The sequence below is a fragment of the Vibrio sp. ZF 223 genome (assembly GCF_003050585.1).
In the GTDB taxonomy this organism is placed as follows: Bacteria; Pseudomonadota; Gammaproteobacteria; order Enterobacterales; family Vibrionaceae; genus Vibrio; species Vibrio crassostreae.
In genome coordinates, this window is record NZ_PIGB01000016.1 from 45961 (window position 1) to 63164 (window position 17204).

The window sequence follows — 17204 nt, forward strand, 5'->3', positions numbered from 1 at the left end:
GCCTCGCTGATTATCCCTGACGCGATAAAGTAACTAGATGACGCTCTCCATCAAGCTCTGGCACTTGCAAAGCTTTAATGTCTGTCACTGAACACCATTCAGGTAACAGGTCGATTTCGTCTCTAGGATGTTGTCCCTTAAGAGCCAAAAATACACCGGATTGCTCTTTAGGTAAATGGTGACACCACTCTACCATGTCTGTCATTGACGCAAATGCACGACTGAGCACTGCATCAAACTTTTCTTCTGGTTGAAATTCTTCAACGCGACTTTGAACCGGTACCACGTTGTCGATACCCAGCTCATGAATCACCTGTTTGATAAAACGAATACGCTTACCTAAGCTGTCTAGCAAGTAAAACTCGCAGTCTGGATTCATGATTGAGAGCGGAATCCCAGGAAGACCAGGCCCCGTGCCAACATCGATAAAGCGCTTACCTTGTAAGTGAGTGCTAACAATGATGCTATCTAAGATATGTTTCACCATCATTTCTTGCGGGTCACGAACTGACGTTAGGTTATAAGCTTTGTTCCACTTATTCAGTAACTCAACGTAGCCAACCAACTGGCCACGTTGCTTTTCAGATACTTCAAGTTCAGTCTGGCCAATCAGGTGATCCAGTTTTTCGCGTAATGCGCTCATTATGCTTCCTCACCTTTTTTCAACAGGCCGTGTTTTTTCAAGTAAACCAATAGAATTGAGATTGCTGCAGGTGTGATACCTGAAATTCGCGAAGCAATACCAATTGAGTCAGGCTTAGCTGTCGTTAATTTAAGAACCACTTCGTTAGAAAGTCCTTTTACCTTGCTGTAATCGATATCAGCAGGCAGTTTGGTGTTTTCATGACGCAGTGATTTTTCAATTTCGTCTTGTTGGCGCTGAATGTAACCATCGTACTTCACTTGGATCTCAACTTGCTCAGATGCTTGTTGATCTTCCAGTGCAGGACCAAAACGATCCAATGCAGTTAACTGTGAATAAGTCATTTCAGGACGACGAAGAAGATCTTCACCGCTCGCTTCACGAGACATTGGTGTTTTAAGAATTTGGTTCAGTTGATCAATATCTTCAGATTTTGGGTTAATCCAAGTCTCTTTCAGACGTTGACGCTCTTTCTCCATGTTTTCCATCTTCTCGTTGAAACGAGCCCAACGAGCATCGTCGACTAGGCCAAGTTCACGCGACTTTTCAGTCAAGCGGATATCGGCATTGTCTTCACGAAGCAGCAAACGGTATTCCGCACGAGACGTAAACATGCGGTAAGGTTCTTTGGTACCCATGGTAGATAAGTCGTCAATAAGCACGCCCATGTAAGCTTGGTCACGACGCGGACTCCAGCCTTCTTTGCCTTGAGTAAACAAACTTGCGTTCAGACCCGCCATCAGGCCTTGTGCTGCTGCTTCTTCGTAGCCAGTGGTACCGTTGATTTGACCCGCGAAGAATAGACCTTTGATAAACTTAGTTTCGTAAGTCAGCTTAAGGTCGCGAGGATCAAAGAAATCGTACTCAATCGCATAGCCAGGGCGAACGATATGAGCATTTTCAAAACCCTTCATCGAACGAACAATTTGAACCTGTACATCAAACGGCAGACTGGTAGAGATACCATTCGGGTATAGCTCATGAGTCGTTAGACCTTCGGGCTCAATAAAAATTTGGTGACTGTTCTTGTCAGCAAAACGCATTACTTTGTCTTCAATCGAAGGACAGTAACGAGGACCAATTCCTTCAATCACACCTGCGTACATCGGGCTGCGATCAAGGTTGGCGCGAATCACGTCATGCGTATTTTCATTGGTATGCGTGATGTAACATGGAATTTGACGAGGTTGTTGAGCTCGGCTACCCATGAACGAGAAAACAGGTGTCGGGTTATCACCGTGCTGAACCTCAAGCTCAGAAAAATCAACGCTACGCGCATCGATACGAGGAGGTGTACCTGTTTTCAGGCGATCAACTCGGAATGGAAGATCACGAAGACGGTCAGCCAGTGCGATCGATGGTGGATCGCCAGCACGGCCGCCCGAAGAACTTTCCATACCAATATGGATCTTGCCGCCTAGGAATGTGCCCACAGTCAGAACCACAGCGCTTGCGCGGAACTTAAGGCCCATTTGTGTAACCACACCTACCACTTGATCCTGTTCAACGATCAAGTCATCAACCGACTGTTGGAACAAAGTCAGGTTTGGCGTGTTTTCAAGAACGTTGCGAACAAAGGCTTTGTAAAGTGCGCGGTCAGCTTGTGCACGAGTAGCACGAACCGCAGGGCCTTTTGATGCATTCAATGTTCTGAACTGAATACCTGCATGATCAATAGCTTGCGCCATTAATCCACCCATTGCATCGACCTCTTTTACCAAGTGGCCCTTACCGATCCCGCCAATGGCTGGGTTACAAGACATTTGTCCTAGTGTATCGATATTATGAGTAAGTAATAACGTACTTTGACCAGTACGTGCAGATGCGAGTGCGGCTTCCGTTCCTGCATGGCCACCACCAACAACGATGACGTCAAATTTTTCGTGATAAAGCATGAACCGACCTCAGGTATTCAAACGTTTTCTAGATTGATAAAAAGGAGCGATATTCTACCTGTTTTCATAGCCTGAGAAAACGTTTTTGGGATTTTTCGAAAAAGCTGTTTTTAATTAATATAGATAAGATCTTTAAGGAGATCTTTTATTAGATCTATTATTAGGATCGAGGGTATCTGTGGATAAGTCGAAAATGATCAACGAGATCATGGATCTTTTTTGGATCAAATGATGTGATCTAACTTTGATCAGGATGAGGATTAGCTGGGATCAAAATGGCTACTTATTCACAGGAGGAAATTAGCCTAAAACTTGTTATTTGGATAACTATAGGTTAATCACCGTATATGTATGATCTTATCCACAGAAGAAATTGAAAATAGATCGCTAATTTTCGATGTTTTTGAAAAAAAGTTATTCACAATCGCGATGTTCAGAGACAAAAAAAGCGGCATAAGCCGCTTTTTAAGAAAAGAGAGAGGTTAAAACTGGTCGCTATGATCGTTAAACCAGGCTTCTGCTGCGTCTTCTGGTACCGGAGTTTCCAATACATCGATAGTAAAACAGTCAGAAATAGGCTGAGCACCGAGCTCTTTCATCTGGCTGTGGACTGATTTTCCCGCCAAACAGAAGGTATCGTAACTCGAATCACCCAGCGCCACGACAGCAAAGCGAATCTGGCTTAAATCTGGAGATTGCTGGGTCAATGCGTCAATAAACGGCTTAATATTATCTGGAAATTCACCCGCACCATGAGTTGAAGTCACCAGCAACCAAAAGCCTTGTTGGGGGATATCATCGTATTCAGGCTGATTATGAAGGGTTATCTCATGACCTTGTTCTTCAAGAAGATCATTAAGGTGATCGCCAACGTACTCAGCACCACCTAAGGTGCTACCTGTAATAATGTGGATCATTAAGCTGTCCTTACTAAAGAAAAAGGCCAGCATGAGCCGGCCTTTAAGGGTTATTTACCAATACAGAAAGAGGTGAAGATACGGCCGAGTAGGTCATCGGAGCTGAACTCACCCGTAATCTCATTAAGGTGTTGCTGCGTTATACGCAGCTCCTCTGCCAAGATTTCACCTGCCATATAGCCTTCTAACTGTTGCTGACCAATATCTAGGTGCTCAGATGCGCGTTCTAGGGCATCTAAGTGGCGACGACGTGCCATGAAGCCACCTTCATTGCCACCCGCAAAGCCCATGCAATCTTTTAAATGATTACGCAGTGCATCAACGCCTTGCCCAGTCTTTGCTGATAGTCGAATCAGAGTTGGATCATTAACATGGCAAATTCCGAGATCTTCACCTGTTTGATCGGCTTTGTTACGAATCACGGTCATTCCGATATTATTCGGCAGACGATCAACGAAATCGGGCCAGATATCTTTCGGGTCGGTTGCATCGGTAGTGGTGCCATCGACCATAAATAAAACGCGATCGGCTTGAGTAATTTCTTCCCAAGCGCGTTCAATACCGATTTTTTCGACTTCATCCGAGGCTTCACGCAGGCCTGCGGTATCAATAATGTGCAGTGGCATACCATCAATATGGATATGTTCACGCAGTACATCACGGGTGGTACCAGCAATATCAGTCACAATCGCGGAGTCTTTACCCGATAATGCATTCAGTAAGCTCGACTTACCGGCATTAGGACGACCTGCAATCACCACCTTCATGCCTTCACGCATAATGGCACCTTGATTGGCTTCTTGGCGAACCGCTTCGAGATTGTCGATGATAGCTTGTAAGTCAGCACTTACTTTACCGTCAGCAAGGAAATCAATCTCTTCTTCTGGGAAGTCGATAGCGGCTTCAACATAGATGCGTAAGTGAATCAGAGAGTCCACCAGCGTATTAATGCGTTTTGAGAACTCACCTTGCAGCGATTGCAGGGCTGATTTCGCCGCTTCTTCTGAACTGGCATCAATGAGGTCGGCAATCGCTTCTGCTTGGGTTAGATCCATCTTATCGTTCAAGAAGGCACGCTCCGAGAACTCACCTGGGCGTGCTGCGCGTAGCCCTGGAATCGCAAGGATGCGTTTGATGAGCATATCCATTACCACAGGACCACCGTGGCCTTGTAGCTCTAATACGTCTTCGCCAGTAAACGAGTGCGGGTTAGGAAAGTAAAGCGCGATACCTTGGTCTAGCTCTAAACCATCGTGAGATTTAAAAGGGGTGTACTCAGCGTAACGTGGTTTCAGTACTTTGCCGGTAACTTCAAGCGCAACTTGGGCTGCTTGTGGGCCTGAAACGCGAATAATACCGACGCCGCCACGGCCGGGTGCAGTCGCTTGAGCAACAATCGTATCTGTAGTCATAGTTGTGCCTGCTAGCATGTGAAAGCCAAAAAGGGGCGCTCACGATTAATCAATTAGCTGAATTGTAATCAGCTAAAAACAAAAAGGCGACCTTTTGGTCGCCTTTCTTTATCTCTTTCTATTATCGAACTTACTTAGAATGTAAGCCTTTCTTTTCCAGCGCGCGGTAGATAAGCGTTTGCTGAATCAGAGTTACAATGTTCGATACTAGCCAGTATAGAACTAGACCTGAAGGGAAGAACAGGAAGAAGAATGTGAACATAACCGGCATAAAGGTCATGATCTTCTGCTGCATTGGATCCGTTACAGTTGTCGGGCTCATCTTCTGGATTAGGAACATTGAAGCACCCATCAGAAGTGGCAAGATGTAGTATGGGTCTTGTGCAGAAAGGTCAGTAATCCAACCGAAGAACGGTGAGTGACGCAGTTCAACAGACTCCATTAGTGCCCAGTATAGCGAAATGAAGATAGGCATTTGCAGAAGGATAGGTAAACAGCCACCTAGTGGGTTTACTTTCTCTTTCTTGTAAAGCTCCATCATTTCTTGGCTCATGCGTTGGCGGTCGTCGCCAATACGCTCACGCATTGCAGTCAGCTTAGGCTGAAGCATACGCATTTTCGCCATAGACGTGTACTGAGCTTTCGTTAGTGGGTACATAGCACCACGAACGATGAAAGTTAGACAGATGATTGCCAGACCCCAGTTCACAACGATGCCTTGAATGAATGAAAGCAGAGTATGAAGTGGTTTAGCAATGAACCATAACCAACCGTAGTCAACTACTAGGTCTAGGTTTGGTGCAACAGCAGCCATTTGGTCTTGAAGTTTAGGACCAACCCAAAGCGTTGCTTTGAAGCTTGCTTCGTCGCCAGTAGCAATGGTTTTGTTCGGCATGCGAACACCGATGTCGCCAAGGTTACCAATGACACGAGTGTAAAGGTTGCTGCCTGCTTCGTCGCGTGGAATCCAAGCACTTGCAAAGTAGTGCTGAATCATCGCTGCCCAACCTTGACCGTTTGCTAGGTTAAGAGACAGGTTGCGATCTTGCATATCGTCGAAGCTGTATTTTTTGTAACGCGTATCTTCCGTAGAGTAAGCACCACCACGGTAAGTTGGCATTGTTAGGCTACCACCGTCATCCATAACGTTTTGACGTAGGTGAGCGTACATGCCGAATGTTGCGTTATTGCCAGAGTTGTTGATTACATCGTATTCAACGTCAATCGCGTAGCTTCCGCGTTTAAGTACGAATGTTTTTGTGTAATCAAGGCCGTTCGCTTGGTAAGTCATTGGGATGCGTAGTTCATCCTGACCATCAGCAAGCGTGAAGCTGTCTGCTGAAACTGTGTAGCTTGGGCGGTTTGTGCTGCTTAAATCGATACCTTGAGGACCCACTAGACCGCTTTGAGCGATAAATTGGTGACCAGGTTCGTTTTTAAGAAGAACAAAAGTGTCTTCAGAATCGAACTCAGCAGAGTAATCGTTTAGGTTTGCTTTAACGACATCACCACCAACCGTATCAATTGACAGAGTCAGTACATCAGTTGTTACTGTGATAGTTTTAGCAGAAGAAGAAACTTGACCAGGAGCCGGGTCTAGATCATCTGCATAAGATGGCGCTGGTAGGGTGCTGCCAGATTGTGCCTGCTCAACCGCTTGTGGTGCTGGATTCTGAGCTACGTTCCATTGTTGGAACAGTAGGAAAGAAACCAAAGCCAATGCGATTAACAGGATATTACGTTGAGAATCCATCGTTATTTATCTCTGTCTTGTTTTTGGACTGGTGGAACGGGGTCAAAGCCCCCTTCGTTCAAAGGATGGCATTTTAATAGACGTTTGCCTGATAACCAACACCCTTTTACAAAACCGTGAGCTTTCAACGCTTCTATCGCATATAAAGAGCAGGTTGGAGTAAATCGGCAGCGTGGGCCGATGAGTGGACTAATAAACCATCTATAAAAATAGATGGGTATTAGCGCTATCCACGCGAAGGGCGAGACAGGCGAAGCCATAATTTGTCGAGTAGCTTGAACATTTCTTCATTGCTTAAATCTTGCGCGCTCTTCTTAGCGATTACAACAAAATCTTTGTTAGGAAGTTTGTGTTGAGTGTTACGAAAGCTTTCACGAGTAAGACGCTTGAATCGATTACGACCCACGGCGGTTTTAATCTGCTTTTTCGGAACGGCTAATCCAAGACGAGGATTTGAAAGAGAGTTATTTCGGGCAATGATGGTGAAATGAGGGGAGCCAGCTCGATGAGCTTGCTTGAAGACATTTTGATAATGTTCGGGAGTTAACAAGCGTAACTCCCGACCGAAGGCTAGCTTATTCAAAATAATCAAAGATTACTTAGAAAGACGCTTACGGCCTTTTGCACGACGTGCATTGATTGTTGCGCGACCGTTCTTAGTAGCCATGCGAGCACGGAAACCGTGAGTACGCTTACGCTTTAGAACTGTAGGTTGAAAAGTGCGTTTCATTTGTAATTACCTTACTGATCAGTAGTTTTAGGTTTTTGTTAAACCCGGCGTGGGCATTTTTTCTCTTCTTTATATAAGAAAGGAAAACCGACGCCTCTCAACAAAGAGGCGGAATTGTAATCACTGTCACAAAAAGTGTCAATGATTGGGTTAACTAAAATTCCGGTCGGGGGATTATACGTAGAATAACTAAAATCACAAGGATCCTTAGTCGATCCCAACCTTATTTAAGAATTTTTTTAATTTAGGATCCTGTGGATTACCAAAAATATCCTGTGGAGATCCCTGCTCAACAATATGGCCGTCAGCCATGAAGATCACTCGGTCTGCGACCTCTCTAGCGAACTGCATTTCATGGGTAACCACCAGCATGGTTTGATGCTGATTTGCCAGTTTTTTCATTAGGTTAAGAACTTCGCCAACCCACTCAGGATCGAGCGCTGAAGTCGGCTCATCAAACAGTAAAAGCTCGGGTTGTAGTGCCATTGCACGGCCAATACCCACCCGTTGTTGCTGGCCACCAGAGAGCGCGGCTGGGTAGCTCTCACCTTTGTCTCCCAAGCCAATATCATCAAGTATTTGTTGCGCTTTTTCATGGGCTTGCTGCTTTTTCCAACCACGAACGGTAATTAAACCTTCAGCAATATTCTGTCTCGCGGTTTGGTGAGCGAACAGGGCATAGTTTTGGAACACAAAACCGGTCTTACGACGCAGTGCCAGCACCTCTGCTTTGGTGTGTTTCTGAGCATCGACATTAATATCATCAATCGAAATAGTGCCTTGATCGGCTTGCTCTAGAAAGTTCACACAACGCAGTAAAGTAGATTTGCCAGTCCCACTTGAACCTATGATGACAATTATCTCACCTTGCTTGATTTCTAGGTCGATCCCTTTCAAAACTTCGGTGTCACCAAACTGCTTGTGGATATTTTGTAATTTGATCATCGTACATACGCCTTATTCAGTTTCACTTCGGCCCAAATTTGAATACGAGTGAGGATAACCACCACGCCCCAGTAAATCAGCGCTACCGCTAAGAAAGCTTCGAAGAAGCGGAAACTAGAAGAAGCCTCCATCTGAGCTTTAGCCATGATTTCGGCGACACCTAGGGTGAAGGCTAGTGAAGTCGACTTGATCATGTCGATGAAGTAGTTCATCAATGATGGCAGTGCCACGCGAGTTGCTTGCGGTAAGATCACTCGGCGCATCGCTTGGCTGGTTGTCATACCGACCGAAAGGCTGGCTTCCATCTGGCTGCGATCAATACCGATAATCGCGGCACGAATACTTTCTGCCATATACGCGGCAAAGTGCAGGGTTAAGCCAATCACAGCGGCGCTGAAGGCATCCAATCCAACCATCCACGGGAAGACTTGTGGTAAGCCGTAATAAAGGAGAAACAGCTGCACCAACAGTGGTGTGCCTCGGAAGAAGCTAATGTAAAGCTGGCTCAGTTGGTCGAGTACTGGGATTTTGAATACACGAATATTCGCCAGTATCAGAGACAGGATCAGAGCAAAGAACAAGCCCCAAGTCGCCATCTCCATCGTGGTGCCTAAATACTTTAGTAGTATCGGCAACAGCTCTAGCATGTAATTAAAGTCAAATCCCATAATCTATCTCGTATTTTTATTGGAAGTGTTGTTCTATATGTAAGTACTGTTCTATCAGGTTTTTTAATCAGTGCACAAAAGCAAAAAGCCCACCGCTGTATAAAGCAGTGGGCCTTGAATGGAGAAAGTGAGTAATTACTTCTGAGTAATGTCCGCACCAAACCATTTCTGAGAGATACTTTCTAGCGTACCATCTGCGCGCATTGCTGCTAATGCTTCATTTACTTCTGCTTGCAGTTTTTTGCCGTTGTCGTTGTCCACGAAAGGCCAAGCGTTTTCAATGGTTTCGAATGGCTGACCCGCTAGTTGTAATGGTAGACCAGTCTTCTTGATAAGCTCTAATGCTGATAGGCGATCCATTACGAATGCATCTGCACGACCCAATGCGACATCATGTTCAATACCTGTATCGTAGGTTTTCACATTGATCTTGCCATCTTTGTCGTAGCTGCGAAGCAGTTGTTCAAAGTTTGAGCCTAGGTTTACCGCAACCGTCTTACCATCTAGGTCTTCGATACCTTTAATGCTGTCATTACCTTTACGAACGGTAATTTGTGCGCCGTCTACTACGTATGGGTCTGCGAATAGGTATTTCGCTTTACGTGCATCCGTCATTGTAATTTGGTTTGAAATAGTATCGATGCGACCCGTTTCAAGAAGACCAAACAGACCAGAGAAGTTTGCCGTTACGTATTCAACCTTGTAATCGTTACGCTTACCGATCTCATCCCATAAATCTACTTCAAAACCTTGTAGCTGGTCTTGCTTAACGAACGTAAACGGGAAGTAGCGACCAGACATGCCGACTTTAACTTCAGTCGCAGCTTGAACAGTAGCAGCAGAGAGTGCGATAGCCGCAATTGCAGCCTTAATCCAGTTATTCATTTGGTAACTCCTTATATTTATAGGGTTGGATGTTACTGGGAAAATGCTCAATAGAATAAATAACCAGATGTTATTAACCATAACCAGATTGAATTCCCAATTTGGGGATAACTAGCAAGGATCCGGGCATAAGTGGATCATTGTGTGAGTAAATTAGGGGCAAGATGTGTGGATCCATCGATTAATTACAAATTTATTGTGAATAACTTGGATCTTATTCACTGGATCTGTGATCAATTGCTGGTGATCTGACTTATCAACAGGTAAAATTAGCAGTCATTTCATATTACTTAAATAGAGTGGGGGCACCGTGTCATCTTCGCTTTGGTTGCAGTGTTTGCAACAGCTTCAAGAAGAGTTACCAGCTACAGAATTCAGTATGTGGGTTCGTCCGTTACAAGCGGAGCTCAATGACAATACTCTAACTCTATTTGCACCGAACCGTTTCGTACTCGATTGGGTTCGTGATAAGTATCTAAATAGCATTAACCGTTTGCTGCAAGAATATTGCGGCAACGATATCCCACATCTTCATTTTGAAGTGGGAAGCAAGCGTGTGATTGCACCAAAGCCTGCGACACCAGCACCGACTCAGACTCGTACTGCAGCCGATGTGGCCGCTGAGTCATCAGCACCTGCGCAATTACAAGCTCGCAAGCCTGTCCATAATATTTGGCGTGATGAAGAGCCTGTCGCGGTTGATTTGAATCACCGCTCAAACGTGAACCCAAAACATAAGTTCAATAACTTTGTTGAAGGTAAGTCGAACCAACTGGGTTTGGCTGCGGCACGTCAGGTTTCTGATAACCCAGGAACAGCCTACAACCCGTTGTTCCTATACGGCGGCACTGGTTTAGGTAAAACGCACTTGTTGCATGCGGTGGGTAACGCCATTGTTGATAATAAGCCAAATGCGAAAGTGGTTTACATGCACTCAGAACGTTTTGTTCAGGATATGGTAAAGGCCCTGCAAAACAACGCGATCGAAGAATTTAAGCGCTACTACCGTAGTGTTGACGCATTGCTTATCGATGACATCCAATTCTTTGCCAATAAAGAGCGTTCTCAAGAAGAGTTCTTCCATACCTTTAACGCGCTGCTTGAAGGCAACCAACAGATCATCCTAACGTCTGACCGTTATCCAAAAGAGATCAACGGGGTAGAGGATCGTCTTAAATCTCGCTTCGGCTGGGGTTTGACGGTTGCGATTGAGCCACCAGAGCTTGAGACGCGTGTTGCGATCTTGATGAAGAAAGCAGAAGACCACCAAATTCACCTTGCGGATGAAGTGGCGTTCTTTATTGCCAAGCGCCTGCGCTCTAACGTTCGTGAGCTGGAAGGCGCATTGAACCGTGTTATTGCGAATGCAAACTTCACTGGCCGCCCGATCACGATCGACTTCGTGCGTGAAGCACTGCGTGACCTACTTGCACTGCAAGAAAAACTGGTCACTATTGATAACATTCAAAAGACAGTAGCCGAGTACTACAAAATCAAAGTCGCTGATCTATTGTCTAAGCGTCGCTCTCGTTCTGTTGCTCGTCCACGCCAATTGGCGATGGCACTGGCGAAAGAGCTAACAAACCACAGCTTGCCTGAGATTGGCGATGCATTCGGTGGTCGTGACCACACGACGGTACTGCATGCTTGTCGTAAGATTGCTCAGCTGCGTGAAGAGAGCCACGACATTAAAGAAGATTATTCGAACCTGATTCGTACCCTTTCTTCTTAATACACAGTATTCTTAACCTTAATAAGCAGAATCTTGGCCACGTACTATTACGCAGTGCCATTTAGACCGTAAGAGCAAGATATGAAATTTACCATTGAACGTAGTCACCTGATTAAGCCATTACAACAAGTATCTGGCGCACTCGGTGGCAGGCCAACGCTTCCAATTCTAGGAAACCTACTGATTAAAGTAGAAGATAACGTGTTGTCGATGACAGCGACGGATCTAGAAGTTGAACTGATCAGCCGTGTAACGCTTGAAGGTGATTTCGAAGCGGGCAGCATTACTGTACCTTCACGTAAATTCCTAGATATCTGCCGTGGATTACCAGATAACTCAGTGATCACTGTGGTATTGGATGGTGACCGTATTCAGGTTCGCTCTGGTCGTAGCCGCTTCTCATTAGCAACATTACCTGCGGCAGATTTTCCTAATATTGAAGACTGGAGCAGTGAAGTTGAAGTGTCAGTGACACAAGCTGAACTTCGCGGTCTTATCGAGAAAACGCAATTCTCAATGGCGAACCAAGATGTTCGTTACTACCTCAACGGTATGTTGTTTGAGATTGAAGGTTCTATCCTGCGCAGCGTGGCGACCGATGGTCACCGTATGGCAGTATCTCAAGCACAACTGGGGGCGGATTTTGCTCAGAAGCAGATCATTGTTCCTCGTAAAGGTGTGCAAGAGCTAGTGAAGCTATTGGATGCACCTGAACAGCCAGTAACACTACAAATCGGTAACTCTAACGTGCGTGCGGAAGTGAACAACTATGTCTTCACTTCTAAGTTAGTAGATGGTCGTTTCCCTGATTATCGCCGCGTAATGCCGCAAAATACCACCAAGACACTTGAAGCTGGCTGTGATGAATTACGTTCAGCATTTTCTCGTGCTGCGATTCTATCGAATGAAAAATTCCGTGGTGTTCGCGTTAATCTTGCGGATAGCGAGATGCGTATTACCGCGAACAACCCAGAGCAAGAAGAAGCAGAAGAAGTACTCGATGTTAACTTCGACGGTGATGCTCTAGAGATTGGCTTTAACGTAAGCTACGTATTGGATGTTCTGAACACACTGCGTTGTGAACAGGTTCGTATCTCAATGTCAGACGCCAATGCGAGTGCTCTTATTGAGAACGCACAAGATGACAGCGCGATGTACGTTGTTATGCCAATTCGCTTATAAGCTGCCCCATGTTGACCTACCGAGTCGTGATTGAAGATTAATATGAAGACGTTATGCCTTTATCGCGCTTAATCGTTAAGCAGTTTAGAAATATTGAAGCCTGTGACATTCAACCGTCATCAGGCTTTAACTTTCTTATAGGGGCTAACGGAAGCGGCAAAACCAGCGTCCTTGAAGCGGTGTATCTGCTCGGACATGGTCGCTCATTCAAGAGTTCACTTACCGGTCGTATCATACAAAACGAGTGTAGTGAGCTGTTTGTACATGGCCGTTTTATGACCTCGGATCAATTTGAGCTGCCAATTGGCATTAATAAGCAGCGCGATGGCACGACAGAGGTTAAAATAAGCGGTCAAACTGGGCAAAAGTTGGCTCAGTTAGCTCAAGTCTTACCTTTGCAGTTGATTCACCCCGAAGGGTTTGATTTACTGACAGATGGACCTAAGCATCGCCGAGCATTCATTGATTGGGGAGTCTTCCACAGTGAGTCGGGCTTTTATGATGCGTGGGGCAGGGTAAAGCGCCTCAATAAGCAGCGAAACGCCTTATTGAAAACGGCAACCCACTATCGAGAGCTGAGCTATTGGGACCAAGAACTGGCCCGTTTAGCTGAAAGCATCAGTCAGTGGCGTGCCACCTACGTTGATCAGCTCAAAGAAGTCGCCGAAGAGATCTGTGCGACCTTCCTTCCTGAGTTTGAGATAAAGATTAACTATTATCGTGGCTGGGACAAAGACACCCCATACGCCGAGATATTAGAAAAGAATTTTGAAAGGGATCAGCAACTTGGTTACACCTTTAGTGGACCCAACAAAGCGGATCTGAAGATAAAAGTGAACGGCACTCCAGTGGAAGATGTCTTGTCACGAGGTCAATTGAAGTTGATGGTGTGCGCGCTACGAGTAGCACAAGGGCAACACCTCACTCAAATGACAGGTAAGCAGTGCATCTATTTAATAGATGACTTCGCTTCCGAATTAGATAGCCAACGCCGAGCACGTCTTGCTGAGTGTTTGAAGGCGACCCAGGCTCAAGTTTTTGTAAGCTCTATTACCGCTGATCAGATTGCAGATATGCATGACGAAAATAGCAGGATGTTTCATGTGGAACATGGCAAAATAGAGCAAGGATAATTAGTCAGAGAGTAACTATGTCAGATAATTACGATTCATCGAGTATTAAAGTACTGAAGGGTCTGGATGCGGTACGTAAGCGTCCTGGAATGTACATTGGCGACACGGATGATGGTACCGGTCTGCACCACATGGTTTTTGAGGTGGTAGATAACTCTATTGATGAAGCGCTAGCTGGTCACTGTAATGACATCATTGTAACTATCCATGAAGATAGTTCTGTGTCTGTAAGCGATGACGGCCGTGGTATTCCAACAGAATTGCACCCAGAAGAAAACGTATCAGCAGCAGAAGTAATCATGACGGTTCTTCACGCTGGTGGTAAGTTCGATGATAACTCGTACAAGGTATCTGGTGGTCTGCACGGTGTTGGTGTTTCAGTAGTTAACGCACTTTCTAAGCAAGTTACTCTTACTATCCACCGTGGTGGCAAAATCCACACTCAAACCTACAGCCACGGTGAGCCTCAAGCGCCACTAGCGGTTATCGGTGACACGGATAAAACAGGTACAGAGATTCGTTTCTGGCCGAGTGAAGAAACCTTCACTAACATCGAGTTCCATTACGACATTTTAGCTAAGCGTCTGCGTGAGCTATCATTCTTGAACTCAGGTGTATCAATTAAGCTAATTGATGAGCGCGAAGAAGACAAAATGGATCACTTCGAATACGAAGGCGGTATCCAAGCGTTTGTTGAACACCTTAATACCAACAAAACGCCAATCATCCAAAAAATCTTCCACTTCAACTCTGAGCGTGAAGACGGTATTACCGTTGAAGTTGCGATGCAGTGGAATGACGGCTACCAAGAAAATATCTACTGTTTCACCAACAACATCCCTCAACGCGATGGTGGTGCTCACTTAGCTGGTTTCCGTGCGGCGCTAACGCGTACTCTGAACAGCTTCATGGACAAGGAAGGCTTCTCTAAGAAAGCGAAGACTGCGACCTCTGGTGATGATGCTCGTGAAGGTTTGACAGCGATTGTTTCTGTTAAAGTGCCTGATCCTAAGTTCTCAAGCCAAACTAAAGATAAGCTGGTTTCTTCAGAAGTGAAGTCTGCCGTTGAATCTACAATGGGTGAGAAGTTGTCTGAGTTCCTGATTGAGAACCCAGGTGAAGCGAAAACAGTTTGTTCTAAAATTATTGATGCAGCACGTGCTCGTGATGCAGCGCGTAAAGCTCGTGAAATGACTCGTCGTAAAGGCGCATTAGATTTAGCGGGTCTTCCAGGTAAGCTTGCTGACTGTCAGGAAAAAGATCCTGCACTGTCTGAACTATATATTGTGGAAGGAGACTCTGCTGGCGGTTCAGCTAAGCAGGGGCGTAACCGTAAGAACCAAGCAATCCTACCGCTGAAAGGTAAAATTCTTAACGTAGAGAAAGCACGTTTCGATAAAATGCTGTCTTCTCAAGAAGTAGCAACGCTAATCACAGCTCTTGGTTGTGGTATTGGCCGTGACGAATACAACCCAGATAAACTGCGTTACCACAACATCATCATCATGACCGATGCCGATGTCGATGGTTCTCACATCCGTACTCTGCTACTGACGTTCTTCTACCGTCAAATGCCAGAGCTGATTGAACGTGGCTACATCTACATTGCTCAACCGCCACTTTACAAAGTGAAGAAGGGTAAGCAAGAGCAGTATATTAAAGATGAAGATGCAATGAACCAGTATCAAGTATCTTTGGCTCTAGACAATGCAGAACTGCACGTTAACCCTGAAGCGCCAGCATTTGCAGGTGAAGGTTTAGAGAAGCTTGTTCAGCAATACAATGCAGGCATCAAGCTTGTTGATCGTATGAGCCGCCGTTACCCACGTGCATTGGTTCACGAACTGATTTACGTTCCTCGTCTAACGGCTGAGCAGTGTCATGATGATGCGGCAGTTGAAGCTTGGGGTAAGCAGCTTGTTGAGCAGCTAAACGCGAAAGAAGTAGGTGCGAGCCAATACAGCCTTGAAGTTGAAAAACACGAAGAGCTAGGCTTAAGCGTTCCTAAGATTGTGGTTCGTACTCATGGTGTGACTCATGAACACCTACTGAGCATCGATCTTATTAACTCTAAAGAGTTTGGTAAGCTAGCGGATCTTTCTGAAGCACTTGATGGCTTGATTGAAGAAGGCGCTTACATTAAGCGTGGTGAGCGTACTCAAGAAGTTTCTAGCTTCGTTGATGCTCTGAACTGGTTAGTGAAAGAGTCTCGTCGTGGTCTAAGCCTACAGCGATACAAAGGTCTAGGTGAGATGAACCCTGATCAACTTTGGGAAACCACGATGGATCCTGAAACTCGCCGTATGATGCAAGTAACGATTGAAGATGCTGTTGGTGCTGATCTGTTGTTTACGACGCTGATGGGCGACCAAGTAGAACCGCGTCGTAACTTCATCGAAGAGAATGCGCTTAAAGTTGCCAATTTGGATGTGTAGTCCAAATCTAAATGATTAAAATTATGAAAAGCACTGCCTATTGGCGGTGCTTTTTTGTGTCTGTAAGGTATTGAAAAGTATTAAATTGGAAAAATTATTGAAAATAATCCCTTGAAACTATTTTGTTCAATCCATATATCTATTTATGAAGAGGATGACTGTCTTGCTCAAAAGAGAAGAAACAGAACCTTCATTACCGCTGACGAAGTATCGCTCAACAGAGGATAACTTTAGCAGCACACAACTTAAAAATTGATTCATTGTCATGTCCCAGCGTTGTTGCCAATAGAGGTGAAACCCGAGGAATGCGAATTGAATCTCTTAGCTGTTTACTGGGTCACACACAGGTTCGATCTAAGTAAAATTCGCAGCTAAGACTATTGCTTACTAAAAGGATAGCATTATGAGAACTGTAGATTTCACTCCACTTTACCGCAACGCAATCGGCTTTGATCGTCTATTCAATATGATGGAAGCGAACACATCGAAGAACTCTTCTGGCGGTTACCCTCCATACAACATCGAGCAAAAAGACGAGAACAACTACCGTATTACTATGGCCGTTGCTGGTTTTGCTGATGACCAATTAGATTTGACTCAGAAAGAGAACATGCTAATTGTGAAAGGTGAGCGTAAAGCAGAAGCAGAGAAAACCTTCGTATATCAAGGTATTGCAGAGCGCGATTTCGAGCGCAAATTCCAACTGGCTGACTACGTAAAAGTAGTAGGAGCAAGCATGGAAAATGGTCTTCTTCACATCGACCTAGAACGCGAAATCCCAGAAGCGATGCAACCACGTAAGATTGCTATCAACGGTAATAGCCTACTAGAAGGTTAATTACTGTTAGCTCCTTAGAGCTAAAAATTATCGGGA

At 45.1% G+C, this 17204-nt stretch carries 16 protein-coding genes; 5 read left to right on the forward strand and 11 right to left on the reverse strand.

Annotated elements, in window-relative coordinates; all coding sequences use genetic code 11:
- Positions 1 to 10: 10 nt before the first annotated feature.
- The 11 genes from rsmG to CWO13_RS22235 form a co-directional block, all read right to left on the reverse strand.
- Positions 11 to 643: a 16S rRNA (guanine(527)-N(7))-methyltransferase RsmG gene (gene rsmG / locus CWO13_RS22180; protein ID WP_017058801.1), complete on the reverse strand. Its 633-nt coding sequence runs from the start codon at positions 641 to 643 to the stop codon at positions 11 to 13.
- Complete coding sequence (mnmG, locus tag CWO13_RS22185) at positions 643 to 2538, reverse strand: tRNA uridine-5-carboxymethylaminomethyl(34) synthesis enzyme MnmG (RefSeq protein WP_017058802.1); 1896 nt, start codon at positions 2536 to 2538, stop codon at positions 643 to 645. The genes rsmG and mnmG overlap by 1 nt, the downstream gene beginning before the upstream one ends.
- Positions 2539 to 3020: 482 nt before the next feature.
- A complete protein-coding gene (gene mioC / locus CWO13_RS22195; protein ID WP_102432941.1) occupies positions 3021 to 3455 on the reverse strand; it encodes an FMN-binding protein MioC in 435 nt (144 codons plus the stop codon).
- A gap of 50 nt (positions 3456 to 3505) precedes the next feature.
- Entirely contained in the window at positions 3506 to 4867 is a 1362-nt protein-coding gene (gene mnmE / locus CWO13_RS22200) for a tRNA uridine-5-carboxymethylaminomethyl(34) synthesis GTPase MnmE (protein WP_048657844.1), read from the reverse strand.
- A 130-nt stretch (positions 4868 to 4997) separates the two neighbouring features.
- Positions 4998 to 6620, reverse strand: coding sequence for a membrane protein insertase YidC (gene yidC, locus CWO13_RS22205; RefSeq protein WP_048657814.1), 1623 nt, complete (start codon positions 6618 to 6620; stop codon positions 4998 to 5000).
- Positions 6621 to 6622: 2 nt separating this feature from the next.
- On the reverse strand, positions 6623 to 6880 hold the full coding sequence (yidD, locus tag CWO13_RS22210; protein WP_004735802.1) for a membrane protein insertion efficiency factor YidD: 258 nt from the start codon (positions 6878 to 6880) through the stop codon (positions 6623 to 6625).
- Complete coding sequence (gene rnpA / locus CWO13_RS22215) at positions 6847 to 7170, reverse strand: ribonuclease P protein component (RefSeq protein WP_017055478.1); 324 nt, start codon at positions 7168 to 7170, stop codon at positions 6847 to 6849. Before rnpA ends, yidD begins: the two co-directional genes overlap by 34 nt.
- A gap of 45 nt (positions 7171 to 7215) precedes the next feature.
- A complete protein-coding gene (gene rpmH, locus CWO13_RS22220; RefSeq protein WP_004735800.1) occupies positions 7216 to 7350 on the reverse strand; it encodes a 50S ribosomal protein L34 in 135 nt (44 codons plus the stop codon).
- A 207-nt stretch (positions 7351 to 7557) separates the two neighbouring features.
- Positions 7558 to 8295 (reverse strand): amino acid ABC transporter ATP-binding protein, encoded by a 738-nt coding sequence (locus tag CWO13_RS22225; protein WP_048657813.1) that lies wholly within the window; start codon positions 8293 to 8295, stop codon positions 7558 to 7560.
- A complete protein-coding gene (locus tag CWO13_RS22230; RefSeq protein WP_009848134.1) occupies positions 8292 to 8963 on the reverse strand; it encodes an amino acid ABC transporter permease in 672 nt (223 codons plus the stop codon). Before CWO13_RS22230 ends, CWO13_RS22225 begins: the two co-directional genes overlap by 4 nt.
- Before the next feature lie 135 nt (positions 8964 to 9098).
- Complete coding sequence (locus CWO13_RS22235; protein ID WP_009848135.1) at positions 9099 to 9848, reverse strand: amino acid ABC transporter substrate-binding protein; 750 nt, start codon at positions 9846 to 9848, stop codon at positions 9099 to 9101.
- Between the two features lie 310 nt (positions 9849 to 10158).
- On the opposite strand from CWO13_RS22235, the gene dnaA reads away from it, so the two are divergent.
- From dnaA to CWO13_RS22260, 5 genes are all read left to right on the forward strand, one after another.
- Positions 10159 to 11580, forward strand: a complete 1422-nt coding sequence (dnaA, locus tag CWO13_RS22240; protein WP_019825569.1) for a chromosomal replication initiator protein DnaA — start codon at positions 10159 to 10161, stop codon at positions 11578 to 11580.
- An 81-nt stretch (positions 11581 to 11661) separates the two neighbouring features.
- The gene (dnaN, locus tag CWO13_RS22245; RefSeq protein WP_017058809.1) at positions 11662 to 12762 is read left to right on the forward strand and encodes a DNA polymerase III subunit beta; all 1101 of its coding nucleotides are present in this window, start codon (positions 11662 to 11664) and stop codon (positions 12760 to 12762) included.
- 53 nt (positions 12763 to 12815) lie between these two features.
- Entirely contained in the window at positions 12816 to 13895 is a 1080-nt protein-coding gene (gene recF / locus CWO13_RS22250) for a DNA replication/repair protein RecF (RefSeq protein ID WP_019825571.1), read from the forward strand.
- Between the two features lie 17 nt (positions 13896 to 13912).
- A complete protein-coding gene (gene gyrB, locus CWO13_RS22255) occupies positions 13913 to 16330 on the forward strand; it encodes a DNA topoisomerase (ATP-hydrolyzing) subunit B (protein ID WP_017058811.1) in 2418 nt (805 codons plus the stop codon).
- Positions 16331 to 16733: 403 nt separating this feature from the next.
- Complete coding sequence (locus CWO13_RS22260; protein ID WP_009848140.1) at positions 16734 to 17168, forward strand: Hsp20 family protein; 435 nt, start codon at positions 16734 to 16736, stop codon at positions 17166 to 17168.
- Positions 17169 to 17204 lie beyond the last annotated feature (36 nt).

What these genes read in the sequence shown, in the direction of transcription:
- mioC (WP_102432941.1), bottom strand. Translation starts at nt 3,455, where the DNA reads ATGATCCACATTATTACAGGTAGCACCTTAGGTGGTGCTGAGTACGTT.
- mnmG (WP_017058802.1), bottom strand. Translation starts at nt 2,538, where the DNA reads ATGCTTTATCACGAAAAATTTGACGTCATCGTTGTTGGTGGTGGCCAT.
- recF (WP_019825571.1), top strand. Translation starts at nt 12,816, where the DNA reads ATGCCTTTATCGCGCTTAATCGTTAAGCAGTTTAGAAATATTGAAGCC.
- gyrB (WP_017058811.1), top strand. Translation starts at nt 13,913, where the DNA reads ATGTCAGATAATTACGATTCATCGAGTATTAAAGTACTGAAGGGTCTG.
- rsmG (WP_017058801.1), bottom strand. Translation starts at nt 643, where the DNA reads ATGAGCGCATTACGCGAAAAACTGGATCACCTGATTGGCCAGACTGAA.
- yidD (WP_004735802.1), bottom strand. Translation starts at nt 6,880, where the DNA reads ATGGCTTCGCCTGTCTCGCCCTTCGCGTGGATAGCGCTAATACCCATC.
- CWO13_RS22225 (WP_048657813.1), bottom strand. Translation starts at nt 8,295, where the DNA reads ATGATCAAATTACAAAATATCCACAAGCAGTTTGGTGACACCGAAGTT.
- rpmH (WP_004735800.1), bottom strand. Translation starts at nt 7,350, where the DNA reads ATGAAACGCACTTTTCAACCTACAGTTCTAAAGCGTAAGCGTACTCAC.
- dnaN (WP_017058809.1), top strand. Translation starts at nt 11,662, where the DNA reads ATGAAATTTACCATTGAACGTAGTCACCTGATTAAGCCATTACAACAA.
- CWO13_RS22235 (WP_009848135.1), bottom strand. Translation starts at nt 9,848, where the DNA reads ATGAATAACTGGATTAAGGCTGCAATTGCGGCTATCGCACTCTCTGCT.
- CWO13_RS22230 (WP_009848134.1), bottom strand. Translation starts at nt 8,963, where the DNA reads ATGGGATTTGACTTTAATTACATGCTAGAGCTGTTGCCGATACTACTA.
- mnmE (WP_048657844.1), bottom strand. Translation starts at nt 4,867, where the DNA reads ATGACTACAGATACGATTGTTGCTCAAGCGACTGCACCCGGCCGTGGC.
- yidC (WP_048657814.1), bottom strand. Translation starts at nt 6,620, where the DNA reads ATGGATTCTCAACGTAATATCCTGTTAATCGCATTGGCTTTGGTTTCT.
- CWO13_RS22260 (WP_009848140.1), top strand. Translation starts at nt 16,734, where the DNA reads ATGAGAACTGTAGATTTCACTCCACTTTACCGCAACGCAATCGGCTTT.